The sequence below is a fragment of the Haloprofundus halophilus genome, from assembly GCF_003439925.1.
GTDB lineage: Archaea > Halobacteriota > Halobacteria > Halobacteriales > Haloferacaceae > Haloprofundus > Haloprofundus halophilus.
On the sequence record NZ_QQRR01000002.1, the window covers coordinates 132,638 to 153,074 of the forward strand.

Sequence of the window (20,437 nt, forward strand, 5' to 3'; positions counted from 1 at the left end):
TTTCGACGGTCGAACCGGTTCCGATAAGTGTCGTCTCACCTTAGCTCGCGGTATGAACTACCGAACGCTGGGCGATTCGGGAGTGGAAGTGAGCGAAGTCGGCTTCGGCGCGTGGGTCGTCGGCACCGACTGGTGGGGCGACCGAACCGAACAGCAGGCCATCGAGATGATCGAACACGCCCTCGACCGGGGGATCACGTACTTCGACACCGGCGACGTCTACGGTCACGGCGACAGCGAGAAACTCGTTGGGAAGGCGCTTTCGGACCACCGCGACGAGGTGACGCTGTCGACGAAGATCGGCTACGACTTCTACAACCACCCGCAGGCGGGCCACGGCGAGTTGCCCAAGCGGTTGGACCCCGAGTGGATTCGAACCTGCGTCGAACGGAGCTTAGACCGGCTCGACACCGATTACGTCGACTTCCTCCAACTGCACAACGCGAACGTCGACGAAGTGACGCCGGAAGTGGTCGAGACGCTCGAATCGCTGCAGGAGGAGGGAACCGTCGACGCCCTCGGTTGGGCGCTCGGCCCCTCTATCGGGTGGCTCGCGGAGGGTGACCGCGCCGTCGAACTCGACTTCGACGCCGTTCAGACGGTGTTCAACGTGTTCGAGCAGACTCCCGGACGCCACTTCCTCGACACCATCGCACGCGAGGGGGCGGACACGTCGGTCATCGCCCGGGTCCCCCACTCCTCGGGACTGTTGAACGAACAGGTGACGCCCGACACCGAACTGGATGCCGGTGATCACCGCGGGTTCCGCCCCGACGAGTGGTACGAGACGGGATGGGAGAAGGTCGAAGCGCTTCGGTTCCTCGAGCGCGACGGAGAACGGACGATGGGCCAAGCGGCGATTCAGTGGCTACTCAGCCACGACGCCGTCGCGTCGGTGACGCCGACGTTCCGGACGGCGGACGACATCGACGAGTGGGCGGCCGCCTCCGAGACGCCGCCGCTCTCCGAGGCGGAAGTCGAACGCGTCGAGACGCTGTATCAGGATAACTTCGGCGTATCCCGCGACGACGGCATGGATAGCCTTCGCTCCTCCGTCGACGGTGCGGACCTGGTCGGCACCGGAAAGCAGAACGCCGGGTTGTAAACCCTCTACTGCGATACGAATTCTCGAAGAACGAGCAAGCGACGTTCCGCCTGTACTATAGCGACCACGGCCGCGACTTCGAACTCGACGACATCGCCGAAGACGCCCGGCCGAGAGCCGCCCAGTGCGACCTCCGGTGAGGTAGCAGACCACTTCGACTCTCGACGAACGCGGTCTTCGAACGGCTCCGTCGCGGACGGACGGATCTCGTCGCAAAGACACTCTCGCTGTTCTCACTAGGTCGGACGGCCGTCGAAGGAGCGCGACGCGCCGCGTTCGCGGTTACTTAATACCCTCCCACACGAGGCCCCGGTTATATATCGTCGGCCATTATAGTAACTAACTGACAGTATGTGGTCCAGCCTTCAGCGAAGAACGAGCGTCGCTACGTGCTCGGTGAAACAGTTCGGTCGGCACCTCGACGTCGACCACGCCTCACCACAGTAATGTCCGCGAACGACCCCGAACGATCGCTCTCACCGTCGACGGTGTTCGAGTTGCTCGCCGACCCCTCGCGCCGGGGCGTGCTGTACGCCCTCTCCGAGTCGGACGACGGTATCCGGTACGAACGACTCGTCGACGGCCTCCTCCGTCGAGAGATCACACCGTTCGACGACCGACGCCGACTCCGCCTCGAACTCCACCACACCGTGATACCGAGACTGACCGCGTCCCCGTTCGTTCAGTACGACCGCCGGACTCGCCGTCTCCGACTGACCGACCCGCAGTCGGAACTCGAACCGTATCTCGAGTTTGCACGGTCGATGGACCGTTCCCGGTAGTCGCGTGCTCCGGCCATCCGCATCCCGCTCTCGCACCCCTCCGTTTCGCTTCGAATCGGACGGCAGGCGACGGTGCGTGCGCTCACCCACCCACTTTCACTGCGCACCCTCGACAACCGTCGGAAAGTAATACGTTCATCGACGTCGTCGGTATCGTATGACCGACTCACACGTCCACGTCTCGGTTTCGGTCGTCGCCGACGGCGAGACTATCGGCCGGTACGACTCCGACTCGCAATCGACCGCGAACGCGTCGGAGACGACAGAAGACGCCGACGAGCGGGGTCGAGCCGCCCCGGCCGAAACGACCGAAGCCGCCGAGACGCACCAGGCGGTCGAGACGCCCGAAACGGACCACGAACCGGACGCCGATGCCGGAACCGATTCTGACGACTCCGAATCGGACGCGGCGGCGACGTTCGAGCTGTACCGCGACAGAGCCGACGAGTGGCGCTGGCGGCTCCGACATCGAAACGGCAACATCATCGCCGACGGGGGCGAGGGTTACTCGTCGAAGGCGGCCGCGAAAAACGGTATCGAGAGCGTCCGAAGGAACGCGCCGGGAGCGACGCTCGTGACGCGCTGAGCCGACTGGGTCGTGCGACTCGACCGAATCAACCGGGTCGTCTCAGGCGAGGAAGACGTGTCGCGGTCGGTCCGCCAGCACGTCGCGGCCCCACTGGACCGTCTCGCGGAACTCGTTGCTGCGGAAGAAGCCCATCGCGTCCTCCTTCGAGCGCCACTGACTGGCGATGAACATGTCGTCTTCGTCCTCGACGTTCACCATCAGGTCGGTCTCCTGGTGGCCCTCCATCTCGTCTAAGAGGCCGCCGACGGTGCCGAACTTGTCGACGAACTCCTCTCGGTGGTCGGATTTGACCGTGTAGAACATCCCCATCGTGCCGAACCCGGACTCTTCGCCCGCGCGCGAGACGATGCCGGGGAGCTCCGAGAGGAAGCCGGCGGCCGTCTCCGCGGCGCTCTGGGTCTCCCAGATGCTGACGACGGCCGACCGACCCCGCTCGTTCGCCTCGTAGACGGCCGTCTTGACGTGCGTCCCGTAGTGTTCGAAGTTGCCGCGGAGGCCGTCGACCTCGTCGAACACCTCGTCGGTGTCGGCTTCCGAGTACAGCACCGTCGCGTACACGTCCTCGCCGTGGGGCTGTCCGGCGTAGATGTTCAAGTCGGTGAGTTCGCCGCGAATATCCTCGTCGTCCGTCGACTCCTTATCGTGGCCGTCGTCACCGTGGTGGCCACCGTCGCCGCCGTGGTGACCACTGTCGCCGCCGTGGTGGTGACCGCTGCCCTCACCGTGACCGTGGTGTCCGCCGCTCTCACCGTGGTCGTGACCGTGGTGGTCGCCAGCGCCGTCGTGTTCGCTCGTCGGCACCGGTTCGCCGTCGAGGTACGCGCCGAGGTCGGTCGGCGGGAAGCGTCGCCCGACGTAGAACTGCCCGAACTCGCCGTAGCGAGACGACGCTTCGTCGAAGCGCATCTCGTAGACGATATCCTTGATGTCGGTCGGGTCGCTGCCGAACAGGGTGACGCCCCACTCGTAGTCGTCGAAGCCGACGCTAGAGGCGATGACCTGCTTGATTTTGCCCGCGTACTTCCGTCCCACGTCGCCGTGGCCGGCCATCAACTCGGCGCGCTCCTCGAAGGAGAGGTCGTACCAGTTGTACTCCTCGCCGCGGCGCTTGCTCATCGGGTAGAAACTGACGTACTCGTCGTCGGGGATGTCGGGCTTCATCTTCCCCTCGATGTAGCGCCGGAGACCCTCGTCGACGGCGTCTGCGCCCTCCTCGAAGTACTCGTCGGAGACGTAGCCGCTGACTTCGGTCACCGAGACGTACGACGTCGGTTGGTCGGTGAACCCGGCGAGCGCGGTCCGCTCGAAGCGGCGCTCGGCGGTCGACAGCGCGTCGAGCGTCGGCCGGAAGTGCAGTACCAGGAGGTCGGCTTTGTGACCGACGACGGAGAACACCGCCGACGCGCCCGCCTCGTCGTCCTCGACTGCTTCGTGCGACTGGAGGTAGTCGACCGCTTCCTCGACGGCGCGGTCGCGCTCTCGCTGGGGTGCGTTGCGCCACGCGTCCCAGTCGATGCTCCGGAAGTCGTGCAGCGCGTACCACCCTTCCTCGGTCTGCGGCGCTCGTGGCATGCCCCGACGTTGGACCCCGTCGACTAAGGGCGTTTTGAGTCGCGACGCGGAGAGCCGCCCCCGCACCTGATTTCACCCCAACTGGTTTTACATCAGAGAGCGTCGGTCGAGCCACTATACGATGTCCTCTACGACCGACGACCCGACGGGTGCGACTCTCTCGTACCGACACATCATCGAACGGGAGATGGAGAACGCGCTCACCGAGATGCACCGCCCGGTGAAAGGCGTCGCAATCTCCGGGTTCGCCGCGGGTCTCACGGTGAGTTTCGGCGCGCTGTTCATGGGGATGGCGCTGACGTTCCAGCCGAACTTCGGGTCGACGCTCGCGAAGCAGCTCACCCTCGGCGGCGTCTCCGCCGTCGGCTTCCTGTTCGTCATCATCGGACAGACCGAGCTGTTCACCGCGCACACGACGATGGCCGTCCTGCCCGTGCTGACCGACCGCGCCTCGGTCCGCGACCTCCTCGAACTGTGGGGGGTCGTTCTCGCGGCCAACCTCGTCGGCTGTCTCTGTTTCGCCGGACTCATCGCCGCCCTCGGCCCGTCGATGAACATCGTCGACCCGGCGGCGTTCGGGTCGATGGCTGAGGCACTCCTCCCGTTCCCGTGGTGGGTCATCACCGCCAGCGGTGTCGTCGCCGGGTGGCTGATGGGGCTCCTAACGTGGCTCGTCGCCGCGAGCCGAGACACCATCAGTCGGGTCGTCATCATCCTCGTCGTCGCCGCGACTATCGGATTCGCGCCGTTTCACCACGCGCTGCTGGGGACGACGGAGGTGCTCGCGGCGATGTTCCTCGGACAGGGCGTCACGCTCGGACAGTTCGCGCACTTCCTGACGTGGACGACGCTCGGTAACGCCGTCGGCGGCGGCGTCTTCGTCGCGCTGCTCAACTACGGCCACGTCGCGCTCGCGGGCGACGACGTCGATGTCGACTACGATGCCGGGTCGACGTCCGGGTTCGGCGACGACACGACCGACAGGGAGTGACACGACAGCTGTTTGACCGACCAGTCGAAGTCCTACTAACCGAAACGCTTTCACAACGCCACCCTGATGGGCAACCAATGCGGAAAAGCGGCCCACCGAAAGGCCTCATCTCGTATCTGGTTCTGGAGTTGTTGGGCGAGAGACCCCGGTACGGGTACGAGATTCTCAAGGAGATACGCGAGATAAGCGGCGGACACTGGGAACCGTCGTACGGTTCCGTCTACCCGATTCTCTACAAGTTCGAAGAGAAAGGCTGGGCCGAGCGGGTCGACCGCGAGGACGAACCCGACCGGAAGTACTTCGCGCTGACCGACAGCGGCCGCGAAGAGCTCCGCGAGAAGCGGGTCGAAACCGGCGGCAAAGCCGAGGAGTTCGCCGACGTCATCCTCGGCTTCTACCACGTCTACGTCGCGTTCGCCACCGACGGTCGGTTCGACGTCGAGAGCCCCGAGGAGGCGTGGCAGTTCGACGAGACGTTCAGTTCGTGGATCATCGAGCAGTTGATTCGCCACCACGAACGCGACTTCGAGACGTTCGAACGAATCGACGACACACCCGCCGAGTTCTACGAACGCTACGGCATCGACTTCGAGTCGTAAACGCCCGAACGAAGCAGCGACGGGAAACGAGAGGCCGCCCGCTCAGGAGAGCAGTTGCGGCCCGAACATCAACAGCAGGAGACTGACGAGCATCAGCAGACCGATGCCCGTCGTAATCGTGCTCGTCAACTGCTGTTTTCCTTCGACCGGCAACCGCGAGACGACCGCCTCGGTCGAGGTGCGGAGGATGCGGCCCCCGTCCAGCGGGAACGCCGGGATGCAGTTGAAGAACGCGAGGTTGAGATTTATCCACCCGACCCAGAAGAGGACGTTGGCGAGGACGAAGACGCCGCCGCCCAGCGCCGCGAGCGGACCGCTGATGGTGTAGAAACTCGTGTTCGCGGCGACGAAGCCGGCGAAGTTGGTCTCTAACCCCGGGACGACCGTCCCCGCGAAGGGGAGAAAGAGGATGAACAGCACCTGCGAGAACAGTCCTCCCTGCACGTCGCCGCCGAGGATACCGAGGAACTGCTGTGCGGGGTACGAGACGACGCCCAGGCTGTTGACGCTGATGCCGCTGAGTTCGGGCCCTTGCGTCACGCCGACGAGGCCGCGGTCGGTGCCGTCGTTCGCCGGCGCGAGCGTCACGGTGTACGTCTGCAGTTGTCCGTCGACGTAGGCGGTCACGTTCACTTCGTCACCCGGTTGTCCGCCGTCGAGCGCCGCCTGTACGTCCGAGTAGTCGAGCGTCCGTTCGCCGTCGATGCTCGTGACGACGACCTGTTCGCCGCCGGGGACGTCCGTCTGCTCGCTCAGCGGTCCGTCCGGCGAGACGCCGAGAAGAACGCCGATCGGGCCGGTCACGTTCGACTCCTCGCCGCGCTGGTCTTCGACGGTGAGCGTGACGACGGGGTCGTCGGAGACGGCCTGACGCAGCCCGGACTCGGTGTTGACCGTCGTTCCGTCGACGGCGACGATGGTGTCGTTCGTCTCGACGCCGGCGCTGCCGTCGGCGGCCAACGGCGAGTTCGGCGACATCGCGGTCACCAGAAGCGAGCGCTGCACCGTCCGCTCGGTTCCGTCCGCGAGCGTCACGGTCACGTTCGCGGTGTCGCTCTCCTCGAGCGCGTTCTGGAGCTCCGCGTCCGAGGTGACGTTCGCGCCGTCGAAGCCGACGATTCGGTCGCCGGCGTCGATTCCGGAGGCGGCGGCCGCCGAGTTCGGGAACGTGCTGCCGACGGCCGCACCGGGCGCCGCCGCGATTGCGCCGGTCACCGGACCGAACAGCAACACCAACGCGATAGCGGTGACCGCGAGGTTGTTCGTCACGCCGGCGGCGAACATCCGGGTCCGTCCGCCCCGACTCGCCTTCCGCTGGCTCTCCTCGTCGGGTTCGACGAACGCGCCGATGGGGAGAATCGTGAAGAGGACGACGCCCATCGACTCGATGTCGATGCCCTCGACCCGGCAGAGCAGGCCGTGGCCGCCCTCGTGGACGACGAGGCCGACGAGCAGGCCGAACGCGATCTCGGGAGCGACCGACAGCGGGAGGAAGTCGTTGACGCCCGGGATGACGAGGACGTTCCGCGGGGCGTTCACAGCCGTCGGCGCGGGGGGATTCTGGAGGATCTGGACGCCGCGGAGCACGAGGAGGACGAACGTGCCGAACATCACGACGAGGGCGATGCCGACACCGACGTTGCTCCACGCCCGCCAGAACCGTTTCGGTGTGGCGAGCCAGTCGAGAAACGCGCGGCCCCGACGCGTGTGTATCGTCATCAGGGGACCTTGCATCTTCACCGAACTCGGGAGGACACCGAGCTGTCGCAGGACGAGGGCGAGTACCGTGTAGAGGATCACGCCGATAAGTATCCACAGCAGCGTGTTCATTGGCCCAAGAAAGGGATGGTAGCGGGAAAGACGTTCGGATTGTATCGGCGAGTCGCCGCCGCCGCAACGACGGCGCCACGCTCCCCTCTTCGGCCGACGGGGCCGCCCCGCACTGCGACCGCCAACAGAAATCAGCTCTCTCGACTCTCCGCCTCACTCCTCGCGCCGAAGCCGCTTCACCACGAACGCCGCTTCGAGTTCGCCGAGGAACTCGCCAAGGCGCGGTCCCTGCGTCTGGTCGAAGAAGAGCAGATAGCCCGCCTGGAACAGATCGCCGGTCTGCACGTCGTGCGCCTTCGCCGCCTCGTAGATTTCGCCCTGAATCTCCTCGCCGGTGTGGCCCTCTTCGACGAAGTCGGCGAGGTCCGAGAGCGCGGCGGCCACGTCGTCGTCGAGGTCCACCTCGGGCAGTTCCGTCTGGAGGCGGTAGTTGTACTCGTTGTCCATCCGCTCGGCCCACGTCCGGGCCTTCTCGACGCGCTCCATCGCGTCTTCTACGGCCCACTCGGGCGTCTCGTCGGTGATGTGACCCTCGTTCTTCGCCATCTGTACCCGGAGTTCGGGGTCGTCGACCATCCCCAGCACCGCGGCGAACGTGTAGGGTAGGCGGACCCGGTCTTCGCGAACCTCGTCGACGAGGAGCGGGTATGCCCGGTCGGCCAGCGCCTCGATGTTCTCGTCGGTCTCCTCGCCGAAGTAGACGCGCTCGAAGCGGTCGAAGTCGTTGACGAGGAGGTCTAACCGGCGCAGGTCGAAGTCGCGCGCGCGGCGCGGATTGAGCGCGAAGAAGTACCGAAGCACCTCGGGTTCGGCGAGTTCCAGCACCTCGGCGACGGTGACGATGTTGCCCGCCGACGAGGAGAGCGGTTCGCCGTTGAGCGTGAACCACTCGTACGTCATCGGCACCGGGGGTTCGATACCGAGGACGTTCCGCGCGATGTCCTCGCCGCTGGGCCACGAGCCCTCGGCGTGGTCCTTGCCGAACGGCTCGAAGTCGACGCCGAGCACCTGCCACTGGGCGGGCCACTCGAAGCGCCACGGGAGTTTCCCCTCGCGGAACGTCGCCGTCCCCTCGTGACCGCAGCCGGAGATGGTGTTGTCACCTGCGGTCATGTCGGTGCAGACGTAGTCGACGGTGCCGGCGTCGAGGTCGATGGCCGTGACGGTCTCGGTTATCTTCCCGCAGTTTCCGCAGACGGGGTTGAACGGGACGTAGTCGTCGTCTACCTTGCTCTGGTACTCGGAGAGCACTTCTCGCGCGGTGTCGGCGTTTTCGAGCAGGTGCCGGACGACCGGTTCGAACGTGCCGTCCGCGTAGAGTTCGGTGTTCGATATCATCTCGACGGGGACCCCGAGTCGCTCGGCGTCGGCCTCGATGAGCGCCGCGAAGTGCGCCGCGTACGACTCGGCCTCGCCGAACGGGTCCGGAATGTCGGTGTACGGTTTACCCAAATTCTGACCGAGCGCGCCCGCGTCGACGTCGCCGAGACCGACGATGTTCCCCTCCTTGTCGGCGAGCTTTCGGGGGAGCTTCCGGAGCGGGTCCTTGTCGTCGCTCGTGAACACCTGCCGGACCTCGTAGCCGCGCTCTCGGAGCACCTCCGCGACGAAGTAGCCGCGGAGAATCTCGTTGAAGTTGCCGAGATGCGCGACGCCCGAGGGCGAGATGCCGCCCTTGACGACGATGGGTTCGTCGGGGTCGCGCGCGAGAATCTCGTCGGCGACCTCGTCGGCCCAGAACGCGTGGTGGGCGTCGTCACCCTCTTCCCGCCCACCTTCGTCGTCGGCGGCGGTCGTCGGTTGGTCGTCGACGGTCGTCGGTTCGGTGTCGTCGTCGACGCTCATCGCTGGGACCAGTACGTCGGTTCGGTGCCCGCGCCCGCGGGAACGATGTCGGTCCCCTCGTGGTCGCCGCGGAGCACCGCGCGTTCGAGTCGCTGCGGTTCGGTGCCGTCGAGGACGATGGTGCGCATCCCGGCGCGTTCGATGAGTTTCGCCGCCAGCAGGTCGACCGGTGCGGAGGAGCCGGCGTCGGTGCTCATCGGCGCGATGACGCCGACCAGTTCCTCGGGCGTGAGCTCCTCGAACTTCTCGGCGCCGTCGTCGCTTCGGGGGTCGGCGCTGTAGACGCCGTCGACGCTCGTCGCGTAGACGAGCAGGTCCGCGTCGACGTACTCGGCGAGCGCCGCGGCCACCGCGTCGGTGGTCTGTCCGGGGACGACGCCGCCCATCACGGAGATGTCGCCGCGACGGATGGCCTCGCCCGCGTCCTCGTAGCTGTGCGCCGGAGCGGGGTTGACGCCCGCGCCGAGGCCGGCGATGAGCAGGCGCGCGTTGATGCGCGTCACGTCGATACCGATCTGGTCCAACTGGACCTCGTTCGCGCCCAGGCCGCGCGCGGCGTCGATGTACTCGCGAGCGACTCCGCCGCCGCCGACGACGGTGCCGAGTTCGCAGCCCTCGCGGGCGAGTGACTCGATTGCGGCGGCGTGGGCCTCGACCCGGCGGGCGTCGAGCTCCGGCGCGAGGACGCTTCCGCCGATAGAAATGACGACTCTCATTGCAACCGGGTTGCTGGGATTCGGTCTTAAGGGTTATCAACTCCGCCACGTTCCGCGGTGCGAGAACACCCGTCTCGCGTGGTGTCGGTTCGCCCCCGAGCGTCGTCGACGCCTCGCTGAGCAACACTAAAGCCGTTCGGTCCCCCGTCTTCCGGGTATGCGCACACTCTGCGTCGTCGGTCCGGGCGCAACGACGCTCACCGAGCGACTCGCCGCGCGACTCGACGGCCGCGTCGCGACGGTCGAACGGCTCCCCGACGGCAGCGACCCCGCACCCGACTCGGCGGCGTCGTACGGTCTCTCCGACGACGGCGTCTGGGTCGGCGCGGGCCGCGACCGCTCGCGCGACGAACTGCTCGACCACCTCGCCACCGACTACGACTTCGCGCTCCTCGCCGGGTTCGAGTCGAATCGTCTACCGACGGTGGTTCTCGGCAGCGAGTCGGCGCCTGACGACAGTTCGCGCGCTCCGCTTCTCTCGGCACGGTCGCTCGACGAGGTCGACCTCGACGACCTCAGTTCCCGTATCGAGGCGCTCGAACCGTACGTTACGCTGGAATCACTGGTCGAGCGGGTCAAGCGGGACCCGCGCGCCGATCGCGCCGGTGCGATTGCGACGTTCACCGGTCGCGTGCGGGCGAAGGACGCGGACGACGACCCGCGGACGACGCGGCTGACGTTCGAGAAGTACGAGGGCGTCGCCGAGGAACGACTCTCCGAGATCAGACGCGACATCGAAGCCCGCGACGGGGTCGAACGCGTACTGATGCACCACCGAACGGGCGTCATCGAAGACGGCGAGGACATCGTCTTCGTCGTCGTCCTCGCCGGCCACCGAACCGAGGCGTTCCGCGCCGTCGAAGACGGCATCAACCGTCTGAAGGACGAGGTCCCCATCTTCAAGAAGGAGACCACAGTCGAGTCGGACTTCTGGGTTCACGACAGATAGCCGCTACTTTCGTGTCGAGGCAACATTCTCCTCGTTCGACCACTGTTTCGGGGCGGTTGGGAGTGCTAAAAGCCGCTATTGTCGCCCGTAAACGGTCCAGCAACCAGCTAATCTGACCTTTCTTTTTTGTATTATAGATATCGAATAATAGGCTCAAAACCACTTGTAAAAGTTCTAAGGGGCTGAAAAAACGTCGTAAAACGAATCCTTTGCGTCGCTTCAGCCTGAAAGAGGCCGAACTGTGGCTAACGTTCCTGCCTTTATAACATCTCTACCGGCCATGTGGTGAACGAGGTCAGAACGAAAATGAGCGCAACAGCAAACCCCTCCACCGACGGACGCTCGAAAGAGACCCGACTCAAGCAGTATCTCGTCGAGAAAGCCCAAGACGGGGAACTGTACTTCAAGGGTAAGTTCATCGCGGACGAGGTCGGTCTCTCGCCCAAAGAGATCGGCGCGCTGATGGTGAAACTCCGCGACTCTACCCACGAGCTCACCATCGAGAAGTGGTCGTACACGAGCGCGACCACCTGGCGCGTCGCCCCCACCTCGTAAGCGTAACACCCCGGTCCCCGCGACCCGTTTCGGCGACGGTCCTCGCCTTTCGACACCGCTCGCGAACCATGCAACTCCTTCGTCTCCGGACGACGGCGGCCTACTTCCCACCACTCCGCTGACGACACGCACCGCCTCTCCCGTCGCCGATACACGCACTTCTCCCGACGCTGATACACGCACCTCTCCCGACGCCGACACACCCGGCGTCGTCGGGCCTTCGTCGGCATCGACACCGGATTTATACTCCTCTGTGCGGTAGACGTAGTATCAGATGGACGAGGCCGATAGCCCTCCGTACGGCCCCGCGGCCGCCCCCGCAGACGGTCCCTCGCTCGAACAACTCGGCTCGGTGTTCTACGTTCGTGAGGTACGTACGGACGACGAAAGACTGCTGTACTACGGCGAGTCGCTCGTCTCGCGCCGCTCGCTGCTCGAAGAGGTCTGGCCTTCGTTCCGACAAGCGGGCTACGACGTTCGGCTCGCACGGACGAACGACGGACTCGACGTGCTCGTCGCCGAACCCCTCTCGGTCGGCCTCGAGGGCGTCCCCTGGAAGAACCTGTTGCTGTTCGTCGCGACCGTCACCTCGACGCTGTTCGTCGGCGCGTACGCGTGGTACTACATCCCCGTAAGCCAGATTCAGGAGAACCCGCTGGTCGCGCTCGAAGCGTGGCCCTTCACTGCCGCCGTGCTCGGCGTCCTCTGCGCGCACGAACTCGGCCACTACGTGATGGGTCGCTACCACGGCGTCGACGTCTCGCTGCCGTATCTCATTCCCTTTATCTTCCCGTTCGGCACGATGGGCGCGATAATCCGAATGCGCGGGCAGATGCCCGACCGGAAGGCGCTGTTCGACATCGGCGTCGCCGGGCCGCTCGGCGGGTTGGCGGCGACGGTTCTCGTCACCGCTATCGGCCTGTCGCTCGACCCGATCACGATTCCCGAGCGCGTGTTCGTCGGGAGCACCGAGGTCATCCAGTTCAACAACCCGCTGCTGCTGGACCTCATCGCGACGTTCCTCGGCCAACCGAGCGACTACAGCTATCCGCAGACGGTGAACCCGGTCATCATCGGCGGCTGGGTGGGGATGTTCTTCACCGTGTTGAACCTCTTGCCGGTCGGTCAACTCGACGGCGGCCACATGGTCCGCGCGATGCTCGGACGGAGACAGGAGACCGTGGCGACGCTCGTTCCGCTCGGCCTGTTCGGCCTCGCGGGCTACCTCTACTACGTTCGCGACCTCGGCCTCCAGGAGTCTGTCGGCCTGTGGGCCTTCTGGGGGCTGTTCTCGCTGTTCATCGCCATCAACGGCCCCGCCCACCCCATCGACGAGTCCGGTATCGGCTGGAAGCGACAGCTCGTCGGCGTGTTCACCTTCGCGCTCGGCCTGCTGTGTTTCATGCTGGTGCCGATTCAGCTGATGAGCGCGTGAGAGTCCGAGAGCCGGGGAGCCGAGACGCTCGCGTCGGCGGCGCTACGCCGAGTGCGTGTACCCGCGGTCCGGAAGCGACTCGTCGTCGAGTGTTACCCCCGCACTCGACTCGGTGGCGCGTCCGATGCGTGCGACCGGCACCGGTGAAGCCGACGTCGCGCGGTCGAGCGCGGACTCGGGGAGCGTGAACACCAACTCGAAATCCTCGCCGAAATGAAGCGCCGACTCCCAGTAGTCGCTCTCACCGTCGGTCGCGTCCTCGACGGCGGTGTCGACCGGAATCGGCGCGGAGTCGAGCGCGAACCCGCAGTCGCTCGCCTCCGCCAGCTGGTGGACCGACCGCGCGAGCCCGTCGCTCGAATCCATCATCGCCGTCGCGTAGTCGGCGAGTACCGCGCCCGCGGTCACACGCGGTTCGAACCGGAAGAGGTCGTTGCCCCGCTCGATGTCGCCGCGCTCGAAGGAGCGAAGCGCGGCCGCCGACCGCCCCAGCGTGCCGGTGACGCAGAGCAGGTCGCCCGGCTTCGCGCCGGACCGAAGCACCGGGTCGTCCGTCCGGCCGATGGCCGTCGTCGCCGTCGTGAACTCGTCGTGCGTGTCGAGGTCGCCGCCGACGTACTCGGTGCCGACGAGTTCGCAGACGTCGCGGGCCCCGCGGACGAACGCACCCAGTTCGTCCTCGTCGAACGTGGGCGCGGCGTACGCGGCGACGGCCGCCACGGCGTCCGCGCCCATCGCGGCGACGTCAGAGAGCGACGCGCCGACGGACCGCCACCCGGCGGTGTAGCGCGTCGTTCCCGCCGGGAAGTCCGTCGTTTCGTGGAGCATGTCGGTCGTCACGACCAGTCCGTCGACGACTGCGGCGTCGTCACCGGCCGCCGGGAGTTCCGCCGCCAACGTTCGCAGCGCCGTCCGCTCGTCCATGCTCGGCCTTTCGGCGTCGGCGCGAAAAAGCCACCGAGGCGTCCGGCGTCGCGTTCTCGTGCGAGTCGATCGCACAGTACCACGGCTACCGCGTCGGAAGCGAGGCGTAAGTTATCGCTACCACTGCTGTCGGTTCCGGTGGCTTAATGCCGGCAGTTGACGTTCGGGTTGATATGTCTACGGAGAACCTCCGGGCCACCGTGCTCGGCTTCGCCGGTGCGTTGGTGGTGTTCGCGGTTCTCTTCTCGTTCATCGGCGTCGACGACCTCGCCACGCAGTTACAGAACGCCGACATCCGGTTCGTCGCCCTCGTCGTCGTCGCGACGCTCGGTTGGCTGTTCGCGTGGGGGCTGTCGCTTCGGACCGTCCTCTCGGTGCTCGGCGTGGAGATTTCGGCGCTGAAGTCGTTTCTCGTCTTCTCGGGTGCGATGTTCTCGAACAACATCACGCCGTTCGGACAGGCCGGCGGCGAACCGGTGACGGCGCTACTCATCTCGCAGACCTCCGACGCCGAGTACGAGACCGGCCTCGCAGCCATCGCCAGCGTCGACACGCTCAACTTCGTCCCGTCGATAACGCTCGCGCTCGCGGGTGCCGTCTACTTCGCGACGGAGACGACGCTCGGACAGAACCTCGAACTGGCGGTCATCGCCGTTGTCGTCCTCGCGACGGCGGTCCCCGGCCTCGTCTACGTCGGGTGGCAGCGGCGGTACCAACTCGAACACAAAGCCGTCAGCGTGCTCACGCCCGTCATCCGACGCGTCGCCGATTTCGTCCCGCGGATTTCGAAACCGACCGCGGAGAGCATCGAGGGGCGTATCAGTCGCTTCTTCGCCGCCATCGAACGCGTTGCGACGAACCCTCGCGGGCTGCTGCTGGCCGTCTCGCTCTCGGCGGCCGGCTGGCTCGCACAGATGCTCGGTCTCTGGCTGGCGTTCCACGCCGTCGGCACGCCCGTCTCGCCGTCGATTATGCTGTTCGTCGTCCCGATCGGGGCTATCGCGGGCGTGACACCGCTCCCCGGCGGCGCCGGCGGCATCGAGAGCGTTCTCCTCGTGCTCCTGCTGGCCGCGACGGGCCCCGCCGTCACGCAGTCGGCGATTCTGGCGGCCATCGTCATCTACCGCGGTGCGGTGTATTGGCTGCCGACGCTCATCGGTGGCGTCGTCGTCAGCGTTCTGGGTCTCAACAGCGCCTGACCGCCGCTCGTACCGGGACCGAAAAGCCCGCTGGATAGGGGCGACGACGCCAATACGATGCTTTTAAACAGCGCTACGCAGAACTCGTAGCCATGGTAACCCTCTATGACGTTCCGGCGGACGACCTCATTCAGGAGGTCGCCGACCGACTCGAGGACCGCATCGAACAGCCCGACTGGATTCAGTTCGCCAAAACCGGCTCGAGCCGAGAGCTCCCGCCCCAGAACGACGACTTCTGGTTCGTTCGCGCGGCCAGTGTCCTCCGGAAACTCGCCACGAAGGGTCCGTTCGGCGTCGAACGTCTCGCCGTCGAGTACGGCGGCCGCAAGCGCGGATCGACGCGCTACCGCGTCGCCAAAGCTCACACCGACACCGGCAGCAAGAAGATCATCCGCGTCATCCTCCAGCAACTCGAAGAAGAGGATCTCGTCGAGAGCGCCGGCGGCGACGGCCGGCGTATCAGCGACGAGGGCCGCGCGTTCCTCGACGACGCCGCCGCCTCGGCCTTCGAGTCGCTCGACCGTCCGGAACTCGAACGCTACGCGTAGAGGATACACACGCTTTTTCAGAGGTTCGAGACCGCCAGCCGTCTGGCTGTCCGTAATCGTTTTCTGCCGCGCGCGAAAAGTTCGTGTATGAGCGGAAATCCCGACGACGAACGGCTCGACGAACTCCGTCGAGAACGCCTGCAGGAGCTCCAAGACCAAGCGGAAGGCCAGCAGCAACAGCAAGGCAACGAGGAAGCCCAGCAAGCCGCCGAGGAGCGCGCACAGGCGCAGAAAGACGCGATTCTGCGCCAGTATCTCACCGACGGCGCGCGGCAGCGTCTCAACGCCGTCCAGATGAGCAAACCCGACTTCGCCGAACAGGTCGAACAGCAGCTCGTCGCGCTCGCACAGAGCGGCCGCATACAGTCGAAAATCGACGAAGAGCAGATGAAACAGCTGTTGAAGGAACTCCAGCCCGACAAGAAGCGCTTCAACATCCGCCGTCGCTGATGGAACTGGCCCTCCTGTACAGCGGCGGCAAAGATTCGACGCTTGCCGCCCTCACGCTCGATTCGTTCTACGACGTGCACCTCGTGACCGCACACTTCGGGTTCACCGACGACTGGACGCACGCGAAGACGGCCGCGGAGACGCTCGGTTACCCGTTCGAGACGGTCGAACTCGACGAGAACGTCGCCGCCGACGCCGTCGACCGGATGCACGCCGACGGCTACCCACGAAACGGCATTCAGCAGGTCCACGAGGCGGCGCTGGAGGCCGTCGCGGGACTCGGCTACGACGCTATCGCCGACGGCACGCGCCGCGACGACCGCGTTCCGACCATCTCGCGCGCGCAGGCGCAGAGTCTCGAAGACCGTTACGACGTCGACTACCTCGCGCCGCTGTCGGGATTCGGTCGCCGGGCGGTCGACCGACTCGTCGAGGAGACGCTCGACATCGAGGTCGGTCCGAGCGACACGGTTCCGAAAGCCGATTACGAGGGCGAACTCCGGCAGTTGCTCGTCGAAACGTACGGCACCGACTCGGTCGGCGAGGTCTTCCCCGAACACGAACAGACGTACGTCCACGGGCTGTTAGACTGAACGCGGCAGTCGACGGGTTGTCCCGCCGGCGGCGCGCGCCCTCGCTCTCCGAACCCGGAACGTTCGACCCCCGGAACACCGTCGAGGGGAGGCTTCAGCCTGAACGTACCCGCCCGATATCGGGTGCCTCTATCGGCGGTAATCGAACCGCTCATGTCGTCGTAGACGCGAGCGGTAGCCGTGACTTCGGGAATCTCGTACTCGCTCGTCGCGGCCGTCGTCTGGGGCGTCTACCTGTTCGTCCTCAAACGGTACTTCGACGGGATTCCCGGTTCGGTTCTCACCGTCCTCGTCAACGTGGCGGCGATCGCCTGGTACGTTCCGGTGCTTCTCACGTCCGTGTCGCCCTCGGAGACGCCGTCGTTCGCGTCGCTCGGCGTCGAGGCGCTGGGCGTCCTCGTCGGGACAATCTGCGCGACGGGCGCGGCGTTTCTCATCTTCCTCCGGGCGCTCGACGCGGGCGACGTCTCCTACGTCGCGCCGATAAACAAGGTGGTCCCCGTGTTCGTCCTCCCGATAGAGATACTGCTGCTGCACGAGCGACTCGCGCCGATTCAGATGCTGGGCGTCGTCGTGGCGACGCTGGCCGTCTACGTCGCTAACTACCGGGGAGGACGCCTGGCCGACCCGATCCGTGCAGCGTCGTCGTCGACGGCGGCGCAGCTCGCGCTGTTGAGCGCCGCCTGTTACGCCGTCAGCGACGTGGGAAAACGCGTCGTGCTCCAGGAACTGAGCCTCCAACCGCAGCTGTGGGTCGTCGTTCTACTCGGCGGCGTCACGGTCGTCGTCCTCCCCTTCGCAGTTCGGTCGTGGTCCGACGGCGCGCTCACGCGACGAACGCTCGGCGAACTCGTCGTCGGCGGGTTCCTCGTCGCGCTCGGCGAGCACGTCACGTCGTTGGCGTTCGCGGCGGTGCCGGCGAGTATCGCCTCGCCCATCATCAACACGCAGGCGGTGGTCGCCGTCGTTCTCGGTGGCGTGCTCCTCCGCGAGGAGTTCTTCGGGACGCGACTCGTCGCCGCGGCGCTGGCGGTCTTCGGCGTCGGCCTCATCGCGCTCGATTCCGGGACGTTCGGTGCGGCTCTCGGCTGGTTCTGAACGCCGATTTCGAGCGGCTATTTTGCGTGGCTAACAGGCGACTCCGTCTCGGGTCCGCAAGCGGCGCGTCGCACACCCGCCTCGGCCGCGTTGCGTCGAATCGTCAGTACACCCGCGGGAGTGGTTCCGTCACCGTATTTGAACGTTCACTCCCGTCGTTCGCCCGACGAAAGGACAGGCTTCAAGCGACCGCTCCGCAAAGCACCGTGCATGTACGACCGACTCAAGGGGTTTCGTGACTTCTACCCCGACGAGATGGCTCCCCGACGGGAGGTCATCGACACGCTGGAGGACGCCGCCGCGCGGTACGGCTTCCGCGAGGTGGGAACGCCCGCGCTCGAACGGACGCAGATGTACGTCGACAAATCCGGCGAGGAGATCGTCGACGAACTCTATGCATTTACCGACAAAGGCGGCCGCGAGGTCGCGCTGACGCCGGAATTAACGCCGACGGTCGCGCGGATGGTCGTCGCCAAACAGCAGGCGCTGTCGAAACCCATCAAGTGGGTCTCTACTCGTCCATTCTGGCGCTACGAGCAGGTCCAACAGGGCCGCTTCCGGGAGTTTTACCAGACGAACGTCGACATCTTCGGTTCGTCGGAGCCAGAAGCCGACGCCGAGATTCTGGCCTTCGCGGCCGACGCGCTGACCGACCTCGGTCTCTCAGCGGAGGACTTCGAGTTCCGCGTCTCGCACCGCGACATTCTCGGCGGTCTCCTCACCTCGTTCCGCCCCGACGTCGACACTCGCGCAGCCATCCGCGCCGTCGACAAGCGCGCGAAAGTCGACGAGACCGAGTACCTCGGGCTTCTCACCGACGCGGGTCTCTCGTGGGACGACGCCGAGCAGTTCGACGCCCTCGTCGCGGGCGGCGACCTCGACGAGATCGCGGAGTTCGGCGGCGACGACGTGGAGACGGCCGTCGACAACCTCCGCGAGGTGCTCGCCGCCGCCGAGGACTTCGGCGCGCGCGAGTACTGCACCGTCTCGCTGACGACCGCCCGCGGACTGGACTACTACACCGGCGTCGTCTTCGAGTGCTTCGACTCGACGGGCGAGGTCGGCCGCTCGGTGTTCGGCGGCGGGCGCTACGACGACCTCATCGAGAGCTTCGGCGGCCAGCCGACGCCCGCCGTCGGCGTCGCGCCCGGCCACGCGCCGCTGAACCTCCTCCTGCAACGCGCGGGCGTCTGGCCCGAGGGAGCGGCCTCGACTGACTACTACGTCCTCTCGGTCGGCGACACCCGGTCGGTCGCCAGCCGCGTCGCCCGCGACCTGCGCGCGGCGGGCAACACCGTCGAGACCGACGTCTCGGGGCGGAGCTTCGGCGCGCAGATGGGCTACGCCGACAGCATCGGCGCCGAGACGGTCGTCATCGTCGGCGAGCAGGACCTCGAGAACGACGAGGTGACGGTGAAGGAGATGGAGAGCGGCGAACAGACGACCGCGCCCGTCGACGACTTCCCCGGCGACCGCGACGCGCCGCGGTACGACGACTACGTCTGAACGGCGGTCCGCGGGGGCGCGTGTTCGCTCTCCGAGTCGTAGACGAGAAACCAGTTCTGGGAAATAATTATGTTTCGATTACACGTATCGCCGACGGATGGTCCTCTCGCATCCGACTGCCCTCCTCGTTCGGTGGCTCCACGTCGCCGGGGTTGCCGTCGCCGTCGGCGGTGCTGCCCTGACGTGGGCGGCGAGTCGCCGGGCGGGTTCGACCGGCCGCGCCGAATCCGCACACACCGCTCTCGCCGTCGCAGAGGCCTACGAGTGGCTCTTCTGGGGCTCGCTCGGCGTCGTCGTCGCCGCCGGTGTCGGGAATCTCGGTTCGCTCGGACTCGGTGTCTCCGCCTTGGAGACGACGTGGGGGACGACGCTCGCACTCAAGCTAGCGATACTGACGGCGTTTCTCGCGGGGTCGGCAATCCGGACGCTGTGGATATCGTTCGCGGCGGGGCGACCGAGTGACGACGCGATCTCGGTTACTCGTCTCCGAACCGTCTACGGCGTTACGACCCTCACGCTGCTCGCACTCGTCGGCTTCGGGGAGGTGCTAGCGCATGGCTGAGCCGCCGGTTGACGAGTGTACCAGAGGACGGAGCCGACACGAACCGGACGCAGAGACCGAAGAGAGACCACCGCTCCCCGCGCTGGCCGTCTGGGGTCTCGCGACGTTTCACGTCACGGCGCTGGTGGTCGTTCTCGTCGTCGCGCTCCACGTCGCCGGGCCGCTCGGAGAGCTCCTCTCGGGGCTGAACACCGCGGTCGGACTGGGCGTCTTCGCGTACCTCTGGGCGCTCACGTGGTGGACCAACCGGCGCGCGCTCGCCGGCGCGTGGGACGGAGACGGGTTCGACTCCCGAGCGGCCGCGAAACGGGCGACGCTCTGGGGCGGCGTCACCGGCGTCTGCTTCCTCCTCGCTCCACTGGTGGCCTCTTCGGCTTTTCTGGTCATCGGGGGTGCGTCCGTGCTCGCGGTGCTCGCCATCGGACTGCTCGCGGCGCTCGTCTCGGCCGTCATCGGCGCGCTCGTCGGCGGCGTGTTCGGCGCCGTCGACGTAGTGCTACTGCGCGCGGTCGACGCCGTTCGCGGTCGACCGTAGCGCGACCGACCAGCAAACACACACGTATCTCCGTGCTGTAGGCCTCCATGGTGA

The 20,437-nt window shown here is 66.3% G+C and carries 20 protein-coding genes and 1 pseudogene; 16 read left to right on the forward strand and 5 right to left on the reverse strand.

Features of this window, described 5'->3' with window-relative positions:
• The first annotated feature begins 52 nt into the window (after nt 1-52).
• The 3 genes and pseudogenes from DV709_RS10295 to DV709_RS18190 form a co-directional block, all read left to right on the forward strand.
• Complete coding sequence (locus tag DV709_RS10295) at nt 53-1,105, forward strand: aldo/keto reductase (RefSeq protein WP_117594362.1); 1,053 nt, start codon at nt 53-55, stop codon at nt 1,103-1,105.
• Between the two features lie 446 nt (nt 1,106-1,551).
• On the forward strand, nt 1,552-1,887 hold the full coding sequence (locus DV709_RS10300) for a DUF7344 domain-containing protein (protein WP_117594363.1): 336 nt from the start codon (nt 1,552-1,554) through the stop codon (nt 1,885-1,887).
• A 409-nt stretch (nt 1,888-2,296) separates the two neighbouring features.
• Nucleotides 2,297-2,473: pseudogene (locus DV709_RS18190) on the forward strand (HVO_2922 family protein); the annotation flags it as partial.
• Between the two features lie 42 nt (nt 2,474-2,515).
• On the opposite strand, the gene DV709_RS10310 reads toward DV709_RS18190, so the two are convergent.
• Nucleotides 2,516-4,048, reverse strand: a complete 1,533-nt coding sequence (locus DV709_RS10310) for a heme-binding protein (protein WP_117594365.1) — start codon at nt 4,046-4,048, stop codon at nt 2,516-2,518.
• 121 nt (nt 4,049-4,169) lie between these two features.
• Between DV709_RS10310 and DV709_RS10315 the strand changes: the two genes are divergently transcribed.
• Both DV709_RS10315 and DV709_RS10320 read left to right on the forward strand, forming a co-directional pair.
• The gene (locus DV709_RS10315) at nt 4,170-5,039 is read left to right on the forward strand and encodes a formate/nitrite transporter family protein (protein ID WP_117594366.1); all 870 of its coding nucleotides are present in this window, start codon (nt 4,170-4,172) and stop codon (nt 5,037-5,039) included.
• Between the two features lie 77 nt (nt 5,040-5,116).
• The gene (locus tag DV709_RS10320; protein ID WP_117594367.1) at nt 5,117-5,638 is read left to right on the forward strand and encodes a PadR family transcriptional regulator; all 522 of its coding nucleotides are present in this window, start codon (nt 5,117-5,119) and stop codon (nt 5,636-5,638) included.
• A 42-nt stretch (nt 5,639-5,680) separates the two neighbouring features.
• Here DV709_RS10320 and DV709_RS10325 read toward each other — a convergent pair whose 3' ends face one another.
• The 3 genes from DV709_RS10325 to pyrH form a co-directional block, all read right to left on the reverse strand.
• Nucleotides 5,681-7,468, reverse strand: coding sequence for a site-2 protease family protein (locus DV709_RS10325; protein ID WP_117594368.1), 1,788 nt, complete (start codon nt 7,466-7,468; stop codon nt 5,681-5,683).
• A gap of 153 nt (nt 7,469-7,621) precedes the next feature.
• Nucleotides 7,622-9,313 (reverse strand): lysine--tRNA ligase, encoded by a 1,692-nt coding sequence (gene lysS / locus DV709_RS10330; protein ID WP_117594369.1) that lies wholly within the window; start codon nt 9,311-9,313, stop codon nt 7,622-7,624.
• Nucleotides 9,310-10,029 carry a UMP kinase gene (gene pyrH, locus DV709_RS10335; RefSeq protein ID WP_117594370.1) on the reverse strand — a complete coding sequence of 240 codons (720 nt, stop codon included), beginning with the start codon at nt 10,027-10,029 and terminating at the stop codon, nt 9,310-9,312. Before pyrH ends, lysS begins: the two co-directional genes overlap by 4 nt.
• Nucleotides 10,030-10,186: 157 nt before the next feature.
• Here pyrH and DV709_RS10340 point away from each other — a divergent pair, with 157 nt between their 5' ends.
• The 3 genes from DV709_RS10340 to DV709_RS10350 all read left to right on the forward strand — a co-directional run bounded on the left by DV709_RS10340 (nt 10,187) and on the right by DV709_RS10350 (nt 12,968).
• Nucleotides 10,187-10,978: a molybdopterin synthase gene (locus tag DV709_RS10340; protein ID WP_117594371.1), complete on the forward strand. Its 792-nt coding sequence runs from the start codon at nt 10,187-10,189 to the stop codon at nt 10,976-10,978.
• 306 nt (nt 10,979-11,284) lie between these two features.
• On the forward strand, nt 11,285-11,533 hold the full coding sequence (locus DV709_RS10345) for a DUF7123 family protein (protein WP_117595281.1): 249 nt from the start codon (nt 11,285-11,287) through the stop codon (nt 11,531-11,533).
• Between the two features lie 274 nt (nt 11,534-11,807).
• The gene (locus DV709_RS10350) at nt 11,808-12,968 is read left to right on the forward strand and encodes a site-2 protease family protein (RefSeq protein ID WP_117594372.1); all 1,161 of its coding nucleotides are present in this window, start codon (nt 11,808-11,810) and stop codon (nt 12,966-12,968) included.
• Nucleotides 12,969-13,010: 42 nt separating this feature from the next.
• On the opposite strand, the gene thiL is transcribed toward DV709_RS10350, so the two are convergent.
• On the reverse strand, nt 13,011-13,892 hold the full coding sequence (gene thiL / locus DV709_RS10355; protein WP_117594373.1) for a thiamine-phosphate kinase: 882 nt from the start codon (nt 13,890-13,892) through the stop codon (nt 13,011-13,013).
• A gap of 173 nt (nt 13,893-14,065) precedes the next feature.
• Between thiL and DV709_RS10360 the strand changes: the two genes are divergently transcribed.
• From DV709_RS10360 to DV709_RS10395, 8 genes are all read left to right on the forward strand, one after another.
• Nucleotides 14,066-15,091 (forward strand): lysylphosphatidylglycerol synthase transmembrane domain-containing protein, encoded by a 1,026-nt coding sequence (locus tag DV709_RS10360; protein ID WP_117594374.1) that lies wholly within the window; start codon nt 14,066-14,068, stop codon nt 15,089-15,091.
• A gap of 92 nt (nt 15,092-15,183) precedes the next feature.
• The gene (locus DV709_RS10365; protein WP_117594375.1) at nt 15,184-15,639 is read left to right on the forward strand and encodes a 30S ribosomal protein S19e; all 456 of its coding nucleotides are present in this window, start codon (nt 15,184-15,186) and stop codon (nt 15,637-15,639) included.
• A gap of 87 nt (nt 15,640-15,726) precedes the next feature.
• Nucleotides 15,727-16,089, forward strand: a complete 363-nt coding sequence (locus DV709_RS10370; protein WP_117594376.1) for a DNA-binding protein — start codon at nt 15,727-15,729, stop codon at nt 16,087-16,089.
• Entirely contained in the window at nt 16,089-16,682 is a 594-nt protein-coding gene (locus tag DV709_RS10375; RefSeq protein WP_117594377.1) for a DUF7411 family protein, read from the forward strand. The genes DV709_RS10370 and DV709_RS10375 overlap by 1 nt, the downstream gene beginning before the upstream one ends.
• A 180-nt stretch (nt 16,683-16,862) precedes the next feature.
• The gene (locus tag DV709_RS10380; RefSeq protein ID WP_117594378.1) at nt 16,863-17,780 is read left to right on the forward strand and encodes a DMT family transporter; all 918 of its coding nucleotides are present in this window, start codon (nt 16,863-16,865) and stop codon (nt 17,778-17,780) included.
• 210 nt (nt 17,781-17,990) lie between these two features.
• Nucleotides 17,991-19,286: a histidine--tRNA ligase gene (gene hisS / locus DV709_RS10385; RefSeq protein ID WP_117594379.1), complete on the forward strand. Its 1,296-nt coding sequence runs from the start codon at nt 17,991-17,993 to the stop codon at nt 19,284-19,286.
• Nucleotides 19,287-19,383: 97 nt separating this feature from the next.
• Nucleotides 19,384-19,848 (forward strand): hypothetical protein, encoded by a 465-nt coding sequence (locus tag DV709_RS10390; protein ID WP_117594380.1) that lies wholly within the window; start codon nt 19,384-19,386, stop codon nt 19,846-19,848.
• The gene (locus DV709_RS10395) at nt 19,841-20,383 is read left to right on the forward strand and encodes a hypothetical protein (protein ID WP_117594381.1); all 543 of its coding nucleotides are present in this window, start codon (nt 19,841-19,843) and stop codon (nt 20,381-20,383) included. Before DV709_RS10390 ends, DV709_RS10395 begins: the two co-directional genes overlap by 8 nt.
• Nucleotides 20,384-20,437 lie beyond the last annotated feature (54 nt).